General features: G+C 70.7%; 7 protein-coding genes and 1 pseudogene. 5 read left to right on the top strand and 3 right to left on the bottom strand.

Going from position 1 to position 8664, the window contains the following annotated elements; translation table 11 throughout:
• The coding region (locus AB0C29_RS21400) for a sensor histidine kinase (RefSeq protein ID WP_360822629.1) at positions 1–2215 on the bottom strand (2215 nt) is incomplete at its 3' end.
• Positions 2216–2777: 562 nt separating this feature from the next.
• On the opposite strand from AB0C29_RS21400, the gene AB0C29_RS21395 reads away from it, so the two are divergent.
• Complete coding sequence (locus tag AB0C29_RS21395) at positions 2778–3911, top strand: ABC transporter substrate-binding protein (protein ID WP_360822626.1); 1134 nt, start codon at positions 2778–2780, stop codon at positions 3909–3911.
• A 67-nt stretch (positions 3912–3978) separates the two neighbouring features.
• On the opposite strand, the gene AB0C29_RS21390 is transcribed toward AB0C29_RS21395, so the two are convergent.
• Positions 3979–4803, bottom strand: a complete 825-nt coding sequence (locus AB0C29_RS21390) for an ABC transporter permease (protein ID WP_360551871.1) — start codon at positions 4801–4803, stop codon at positions 3979–3981.
• Positions 4804–4872: 69 nt separating this feature from the next.
• Positions 4873–5907 (bottom strand): ABC transporter substrate-binding protein, encoded by a 1035-nt coding sequence (locus tag AB0C29_RS21385; RefSeq protein ID WP_360822623.1) that lies wholly within the window; start codon positions 5905–5907, stop codon positions 4873–4875.
• Positions 5908–6138: 231 nt separating this feature from the next.
• On the opposite strand from AB0C29_RS21385, the gene AB0C29_RS21380 reads away from it, so the two are divergent.
• The 4 genes and pseudogenes from AB0C29_RS21380 to AB0C29_RS21365 form a co-directional block, all read left to right on the top strand.
• Positions 6139–6888, top strand: a complete 750-nt coding sequence (locus tag AB0C29_RS21380) for an ABC transporter ATP-binding protein (RefSeq protein WP_360822620.1) — start codon at positions 6139–6141, stop codon at positions 6886–6888.
• Positions 6889–6899: 11 nt separating this feature from the next.
• Positions 6900–7829, top strand: coding sequence for an LLM class F420-dependent oxidoreductase (locus AB0C29_RS21375; protein WP_360822617.1), 930 nt, complete (start codon positions 6900–6902; stop codon positions 7827–7829).
• Positions 7826–8140 carry a cupin gene (locus AB0C29_RS21370; protein WP_360822614.1) on the top strand — a complete coding sequence of 105 codons (315 nt, stop codon included), beginning with the start codon at positions 7826–7828 and terminating at the stop codon, positions 8138–8140. Before AB0C29_RS21375 ends, AB0C29_RS21370 begins: the two co-directional genes overlap by 4 nt.
• Before the next feature lie 74 nt (positions 8141–8214).
• Positions 8215–8664: pseudogene (locus AB0C29_RS21365) on the top strand (hypothetical protein); the annotation flags it as partial.

Raw genomic sequence — 8664 nt, 5'->3', positions numbered from 1 at the left:
GTGAGGGCTGCCGCGGGAGCTGCGGGTGGGCCGGCTGCTGCGGCTGCTGCTGCGGGTTGCTGATGGTCGAGAAGCCGCCGGCGCCGGCCCGGATCAGGCCGTCGTCGGAGCGCTGCTGCCCCCAAGGCTCGGGCGCGATGGCCGGCAGGGTCGCCGTCGCCGCGCTGCCCCGGCCGAGCGGCATCGGGTCGTTCCAGTTGGCCGGGGCCGCGTCGAGCTGACGGTTGCCGCGGCTCGGCGGGTCCAGCGGGCGGTTGCTGGGCAGCACCACGATGTGGTTCGGCAGGATCACCTGGGCGACCGTGCCGCCCTCGATGTTGGCCCGCAGCTCCACCCGGATGCCGTAGCGGTTGGCCAGCCGGCTGACCACGGCCAGGCCCATCAGCCGGAACGCGGCCACGTCGACGTCCGGGGTCTCGGCCAGCCGCCGGTTCAGGGAGTCCATCTGTTCCTCGGACATCCCCAGCCCGCGGTCCTCGACCTGGATCACCACGTAGTCGCGGATGCGCCGGCCGTCGGCGACCACCACCGTGTTCGGCGGCGAGAAGCGGGTCGCGTTGTCGAGCAGCTCGGCGACCAGGCGCACCACGTCGTTGACGGCCACGGCCGCGATCGAGATGTCGGTGTCGACGGTGCCGAACTCGATGCGGTTGTAGAGCTCGACCTCGGACTGCGCGGCGCGCAGCGCGTCCACCACGAGGGCGTCCTCGCGGCGCGGCGGGCTGGAGTCGGCGCCGGCCAGGACCAGCAGGTTCTCGTCGTTGCGGCGCATCCGGGTGGCGAGGTGGTCGAGCTCGAAGAGCTGCGCGAGCCGCTTCGGGTCCTCCTCGCCGCGCTCGATCTGGTCGAGCTCGCCGATCATCCGGTCGACCAGGCTCTGCGAGCGGCGGGCCAGGTTGAGGAACATCGCCGAGACGCTGGTCCGCAGCGCGGCCTGCTCGGCCGCGATCCGGACCGCCTCGCGGTGCACGACGTTGAACGCCTGCGCCACCTGGCCGACCTCGTCGCGGTTGCTGAGCCGGATCGGGTCGCGGACCTGCCGCACGATGTCGTCGGCGCCGCCGTCGCCGAGGTTGCGCACGTCGCGCAGCCGGGCGACCGCCTCGGGCAGGTCGCGGTTGGCCACGGCCAGGGCGCCTTCCCGCAGCCGGCGCAGCGAGAGGTTGAGCGAGCGGGCCAGCACGACGGCCAGCGCGATGGCGATGATCAGGGTCAGCAGCACCAGGCCGGCCTCCATGGCGGCCTGGCGGCCCACCGCGGAGCTCTCGTCGGACGCCTGCTGCAGTGCCTGGGTCTCGAGCCGCTGCTCGGCCCAGCGCATCAGGTCGACGACCGCGCCGAAGGACTGGGTGAGCTCGATCGGCTCGATCGGGTCGGAGCGGTTGAGCAGCGTGGAGTACTGGTCGGCGAGGTTGATCGCGTCGCCGGTGACCGTGTTGTCCACCAGGGCGCGCTGCTGCGGGGTCGCCACCAGCGCGAAGCTCTCGAGCGCCTCCTGCTGGCTGGTCTCCGTGGCGGTCAGGACCGAGAGCTGCTCGGCGCTGACGTCACCGGAGGCGCGGGAGGCGTACGCGACTGCTTCCTGCTCGGCGGTGCCGGCCTTGGCCCGGGCGAACGCGGAGACCGCGCGCAGGCTGTCGGCGACCGTGCCCTCACCGGCGTACTGGCTGAGGACCTCGCCGTAGCCGACGAGGTCGGTGAGCACGACGCCGTAGCGCAGCACGACCTCGGAGACAGCGATCTCGTCGCGGTCGGTCACCTTCTTACGGGTGGCGTCCATCGTCTGCAGGTGCTGGTCGATGCGGTTGAGCCGGTCCTGCACGGCCGGGGGTGGCTCATCGAGCTCGCGGCGGTCGGCCGTGTACCGCTGGATGCGCTGGTCACTCAGGGCGATCGCAGCGTTGTAACCGTCCGCTTTGGTGTCCGGCGCCGCGAGATACTGCGCCGCGGCCATCCGCTCCTTGTGGAGGTACTGCGTCAGGTCCGAGACATCGGTGGAGAGCTCGGTCAGGTCCTCGACCTGCCGGGCGTCGAGCGCCGAGCCGCCGACGTCGACGAGCCGGACGGTGGCCAGCGCGAGCACGGCCACCAGCGGCACGAAGAGGATCAGAGCGAGCTTGGACCGGATCCGGGCGTCACGCAGGCGCGGGATGCGCCCGCGCCGTTCCCGCGTCCCGGCGCCGCTCGACCGGCCGGCGTCCGCACTGGGTCCCACCGGGTTTCCGGCGGCGCGAGCGGGGTAGGTCGAAGCCTGGGTCGAAGAACCGGTGCTCACGACATCTCCTCGCTGGTCATCCCCGCATCTCTTCGCCCACCCCGATACTGCCGCCCGGGAATAGCCGATCCACGCGACAGGGCTCGTGCCACACGCGGCACGGCCGCGATTTCATCAGAGACGGCAACGGTTTGGGAAGTCTGCGACGTTCCGGAAACACTGTTCACGGCGCGCTGACAATCAACCGTTCGGCTCGACAATCGACACTGCGTAGGCGTTGACGTGCACGAATGTAACCATGGCAACTTTCCGTGTTGGTGCAGTGACGCTGATCCATCAAGATTCCAACCACTATGTGGGAAAGTCATCCCGTCGGCCGTCTGCGGCGCAGCTTGACCAGGGACCTTCACGTTGGCAAGGTTTGGCGCGATCGAACGGACGGACTGTCCGTGTTCGCGCGGTCCACACCGGACAACGTTGCGTTCACCGGGATGGTTCAATCCCGGGCTCCGCCCCCTAGGAGGCACCCGCAGTGAGGCTCCCCCGCCGTCTGACGGCGTCCGTGGCTGCATCGACGCTCGCCGTCGCCGCGCTGACGGGCTGCGACTCGGACCCCGAGACCGGCGACAAGACGCAGATCGTGATCGGCGCCGATCTCGACGCCTCGGGCTCCGCGGTCGACTACGCGTACACCCGTGCGCTGCAGCTGAAGATCGACCAGGTGAACGCCTCGGGCGTGCTCGGCTCCCGGGAGCTGGTGCTGCGCACCCAGGACAACCGGTCGGACCCGACCGCCTCGCTGCGCAACATCAGCACCTTTGCGGCGGACCCGGCGGTGGCCGCGGTGATCGCCGGCTCCTGCGGCCAGTGTGTGGTCGACTCGGCCAAGACGATCAACGATCAGCGGATCCCGACCATCGCGCTCGCCGCCGCCGACGAGGTGACCACGCCGGTGCAGAGCCGCCGGTACGTCTTCAAGCTCGGTCCGAACTCGACCGACAGCGTGGCCGCCACGGTGGCCGAGCTGACCCGCAAGAAGACCAAGTCCGCCGCTCTGCTCTACGCCGACGATCTCTACGGCCGGGCCGCGCAGAAGAAGATGGTCGAACAGCTCAAGGCGGCCAAGATCACGCTGTCCGGCAACCGCAGCGTCAAGCCGACGGCCACCGAGATCAGCCAGACGGTCGGCACGCTGACCGACGCCGGCCCCGAGGCCCTCGTGGTGCTGGCCGGCTCGGATCTGGCCACGCTGGCGGCCACCAGCGCCAAGGCGGCCGGCTTCACCGGCAGCGTCTACTTCGACGCCGCCGCGGCCGGTGACCTCTTCCTGCCGCAGGCGGCCGCGAGCGCCACCGACAAGACCACCATGGTCTTCACCCAGATCCTGGCCATCGACGACGTGATCGCCACGACGCCGGCGAAGGCGGCCCGCAAGCAGTGGTTCCGCGACTACACCGCCCGCTACGGCAGCTACTCGGGGGTCGCGGCCTTCGCGGCCGACGCGGTGGAGCTGATCGCCGACGCGGTGGCCAAGGTCGGCGGCGACCGTCAGCGGATCCGCGACGTGCTGGAGACCTCGCAGACCGACGGCCTGGCCGGCCCGATCCGGCTGACCCCGGACAACCACTCCGGACTGATGCCGCAGGCCCTGACCCTGCTGGTGGCCCGCAGCGGCCGCTGGCGACTGCTGAGCTGATCTCCATCCCGGACAAAGAGCAGCCGGCCGACTCACGACGAGTCGGCCGGCTTCTTCGTACCTGGGATCAGCGCTGCGAGGTCGTGGCGCGCACCCAGGGCAGGGCGAGCCGCTCCACGAGGACCAGCGCGTAGTAGAGGACGATGCTGATCAGCGCCAGCAGAGTGATGGCGGCGAACGCCGTCGAGGTGTCCCCCTGGCCACTGGTCTGCACGATGATGGTGCCGAGGCCGCTCTCGCCGTACTGCATCTCGCCGACCACCACGCCGATGACCGCCAGCGGCATCGCCACCTTGAGCCCGACGAAGATCTGCGGCAGTGCGGCCGGCAGCCGGATCCGGGCGAAGGTCTGCACCCGGGACGCGTCCATCGAGCGGGCCAGCTCCACCAGGTCGGCCGGGGTGCTGGTGAGGCCGGTCGCGGTGGACAGCACGATCGGGAAGAAGCAGACCATGAACGCCATCGCCAGGATCGGTGTGCGCCCGTAGCCGAACCAGATCAGCACCAGCGGCGCGAGCGCCACCTTGGGCACCGCGTTGAAGGCCACCAGCAGCGGGGAGAACATCCGCTCGAACGGCCCCCAGGCGGCGATGGCCACCCCGAGGAGCACGCCGACGGCGACCGAGAGCAGGAAGCCCTCCACCGTCGCCGCGGTGGTGTGCCCGGCCTCGTCGACGAGGAACTGGCGGTAGCGGTTGAAGCCGTCGATCACCGCGGGCGGTGAGGGCAGCACGACCGTGTTGATCGCGAAGAGGGCCGTGCCGGCCCACCAGAGGCCGATCGCGACGGCCAGGCCGAGCAGCGGCCAGGCCACGGCCGAGAGGGTACGGCGGCGGGTGGATGGCACCCGGTCCGCCGGCGCCGGGGCGGGCGCTGTCGCCACGTCAGTCATCAGTCTTTCTCGCTCCCCTGGTCCGGGCACGGGGCCGGCCGGCTATGACAGGCCCCGTGCCCGGCCGGATCAGGCGTTCGGCACCAGGTCGAAGCTGATGACCTGCTCGGGCGTCAGTCCGGCCTGGATCTGGCCGGAGCCCTGCAGGATGGCAATGCTGCGCGCGACCCGCTGGCTGTCCAGGGCGCCCACCGGCACACCGGAGGCCTCGGACCGCACGAACGGCGCCATCAGCGTCAGTTCCGCCGCGGCCGACTTGGGGTCGGCGGTCGGCACGTTCTTCTTCAGCAGGGTACCGGCTTCGTCCGGGTTGGTGATGGCGTCCTCGAGGCCCTTGAGCAGGGCGGCGGTGAACTTCTTGACCTTCTCGGGGTTGTCCTTGGCGTACTTGGTGCTGGTGATCAGCACGTTGCCGTAGAGGTCCTGCAGGTAGTCGCTGTACGGCAGCAGCACGGCCGGCTTCTTGGCGATGCCCTCGATGGTGGGCTTGCCGACCACGAACTGGCCGATGCCGTCCACCTTGTGCGAGGCCAGCGTGCCGAACAGCGTCTGCGGGTTGCCGTTGACGAAGTTGACCTTGGACGCGTCCACCTTGGCCAGCTTGGCGTACGTCGGGAACAGGTTGCGCACGACGGAGCCGGGGGTGTCGGCGAGCGTCTTGCCCTCGAGGTCCTTCGGCGAGGTGATGCCGTAGCCGTCGAGCGACATGATCGCGGCCATCGTGCGCTGCTGCACGGCGCCCACGGCGGTGAAGCCGGTGGCCTTGGCCGGGCCGCCCGCGGCGAGCAGGCCGCCGGTCAGGTCGATCGGCGTGAACTGGGCGGTGCCGGCGACGATCTGCTTGATGCCCTCACCGCTGCCGCCACCGGGCTTGATCTCGACGTCGAAGCCGGCGTCGCGGAAGTAGCCCTTCTCCTTGGCCACGTATGCGTACGAGTCGCGGCCGAAGGTGCCGAACGACGTCAGGTAGGTGATCTTCTCCAGCGTCTGCGTGCCGCCGGATGCGCTGCTGTCATCCCCGTCGTCGCTGCAACCGGCTGCGGCGGCGAGGGTCGTGGCCAGCGCGGCGGCCACGAGCGTGCGGGTGAACGTTCTTCTGTGCACCGTGTTCCTTCCCAACCGAGGGGGTGTCGAGGCATTCGGCGTCGGGCGGAGGGTGCACCGGCGCCGCATGGTGGTGTGCGCGAACTCGGGCGTTAGCGTAGGGGACCCCAGGCGGATGATCGATGACAGGTATGTCTCAGAAGCCCTTGTGGACGGGGTGGTCGCGGCAATGAGGCAACGGCTGGCTACAGTGTCAGCGCATCGATCCGAAACTATCGGGAGCACCCGACGATGATCCGTCTCACCGGCGTCTCCCGTACTTTCGCGGGCCGATCCGGCACGGTGGAGGCCTTGCGCGGCATCGACCTGGCGGTCGGTGACGGCGAGTTCGTCGCCGTGCTCGGCCGCTCTGGCTGCGGAAAGTCCACACTGCTGCGATTGATCTCGGGCCTGCTGCCGGTGAGCGCGGGCGAGGTCCAGGTGTCAGGCGAACGGGTGACCAAGCCGCGCCGGGACATCGCGATGATGTTCCAGAAGCCGGCCCTGCTGCCGTGGCGCTCGGTACTGGACAACGTGCTGCTCCCGATGCAGATCTTCGGGGCCAAGAAAGCGGAGCACCGCGACCGGGCTCAGCAGCTGCTGAGCATGACCGGGCTGTCCGGCTTCGAGAAGCGGCTGCCGCACGAGCTCTCCGGCGGCATGCAGCAGCGGGTCGCCCTGTGCCGGTCGATGATCGCCCAGCCGCGGGTCATGCTCATGGACGAGCCGTTCTCCGCGCTGGACGCGCTGACCCGCGAGGAGCTCTCCGGTGAGCTGCAGCGGGTGCACATGGAGCTCGGCACCACGATCGTCTTCGTCACCCACTCGATCGACGAGGCGGTGCTGCTGGCCGACCGGGTGGTCGTGCTGAGCCCGCGCCCGGGCCGGATCCGGGAGATCATCGACATCGACATCCCGCGGCCCCGCACGCTGGGCCGGGGCGCGCACCTCGAAGAGGTCGCCCGATGCAGCGCCGAGCTGCACGAACTCCTGATGGCCTGAAGGATCCGCCGATGCGCGTCAGCCTGTTCACCGAGCCGCACCGCGGCGCGACCTACGACGACCAGCTGCGGCTGGCCCGGCACGCCGAGGACGGCGGCTTCGAGGGCTACCTGCGCGCCGACCACTACCAGTCGATGGGCGCCGACCCGGGCCTGCCCGGCCCGACCGACGCCTGGCTGACCCTGGCCGGGCTGGCCCGCGAGACCTCCCGGCTGCGGCTGGGCACGCTGGTCAGCTCGGCGACGTTCCGGCTGCCCGGACCGCTGGCGATCATGGTGGCCCAGGTGGACGCGATGAGCGGCGGCCGGGTCGAGCTCGGACTGGGCGCCGGCTGGCTGGAACGCGAGCACACCTCCTACGGCATCCCGTTCCCGCCGCTGGGCGAGCGCTTCGACCGGCTGGAGGAGCAGCTCGCGATCATCACCGGCCTGTGGTCCACCCCGGACGAGGCCCGCTTCTCCTACGAGGGCAAGCACTACCAGCTGCTCGACTCGCCGGCGCTGCCCAAGCCGGTGCAACGGCCCGGCCCGCCGATCATCGTCGGCGGCCGCGGGACGAAACGCACCCCGGAGCTGGCCGGCCGCTACGCGGACGAATTCAACATGCCGTTCAAGACGGTGGCGGAGACGGTGACGGCCTTCGACCGGGTCCGGGCCGCGAGCGAGCGGTACGGGCGCAGCGTCAACCTGTCAGCAGGGATCGTCGTGGCCCTCGGCCGCACCGACGAGGAAGCCCAGCGCCGGGCCGCTCCGCTGCACGTGCCCAGCGCACTACCGCCGGAGGACCCGGTGGTCGGCTCGCCGGACGCCCTGGTCCAGCGCATCGGGGAGTTCGCCGCGATCGGCGCCACCCGGGTGCACCTGCGGGTCATCGACATGTCCGACCTGGAGCACGTGGAACTGATCGCGTCCCGGGTCCTGCCTCAGGTGGGAGAGCTATGACAGAGCAGGTGCTGGGCCAGGTCGGCCAGGAGATTCTGCTGGAGAACGACCGGGTGCGCGTCTGGCACATCACGCTGGCGCCGGGCGAGACCCAGCCGCTGCACCACCACGGCCTCGCGTACGTGGTGATCGCCGTGCAGGGCGCCAAGAACGTGATCCACACGGCGGCGGGCGAGCGCATCGACGTCGAGGAGGAGACCGGCAGCGTCGTCTACCGTGAGCCCGGCCAGACGCACATGCTGACCAACGCCGGTGACACTGTGTATGTCGGTCGCATCGTTGAGTTGAAGACCGGCGCCGGGGTGGCCTGAGCGGAATTTTGGCCTGCCTTAAGAAGCAGGCTCTGGACTGGCCGCGGCACGGACCATTCCGTACCCTGCCCGGCATGGCATTTCGGACGTGGGCCAAGCTGCTGGCCGCCACCCTCGGTGTGGGCGCGCTGGCCGGCGCGAGCCAGCTGGGACTGGCGTACGGCCTCGGCATCGTACGGCTCACCCGCGTGCTGGACGTGACCACGCGTGATCAGTGGACGGCGCAGCTGGCCTGGGTCGCCTGGGTGCCGATGGTGGCGGCCGTGGTGGGCGCCCTGACCGGGGCCGTGCTGCTGCGGCGCTGGTCGCCGGGCCCACCGGCCGTCGGTCCGGGCACCGAGCTGGCGCTGGCCCTCTCGGCCGCGATCGGTGCCGGCGTGGTGGTGCCGCTGACCATGCAGCCGGCCCGGACCGCGCAGGTCGCGGGCGTGAACCCGGTGGTCGTGATCGCCATCTGCGCCGGCCTGGGCACGCTGGTCGGCGTGTTCGCCGCGTGGGCCGCGCTGGCCCAGGCGGTCGCCCGG

The organism is Actinoplanes sp. NPDC048791 (assembly GCF_040650095.1).
Taxonomy (GTDB): Bacteria; Actinomycetota; Actinomycetes; order Mycobacteriales; family Micromonosporaceae; genus Actinoplanes.
The sequence above is the reverse complement of the archived record's forward strand: the minus strand, read 5'-3'. Positions and strand labels throughout refer to the sequence as shown.

What these genes read in the sequence shown, in the direction of transcription:
- AB0C29_RS21370 (WP_360822614.1), top strand. Translation starts at nt 7,826, where the DNA reads ATGACAGAGCAGGTGCTGGGCCAGGTCGGCCAGGAGATTCTGCTGGAG.
- AB0C29_RS21390 (WP_360551871.1), bottom strand. Translation starts at nt 4,803, where the DNA reads ATGACTGACGTGGCGACAGCGCCCGCCCCGGCGCCGGCGGACCGGGTG.
- AB0C29_RS21375 (WP_360822617.1), top strand. Translation starts at nt 6,900, where the DNA reads ATGCGCGTCAGCCTGTTCACCGAGCCGCACCGCGGCGCGACCTACGAC.
- AB0C29_RS21380 (WP_360822620.1), top strand. Translation starts at nt 6,139, where the DNA reads ATGATCCGTCTCACCGGCGTCTCCCGTACTTTCGCGGGCCGATCCGGC.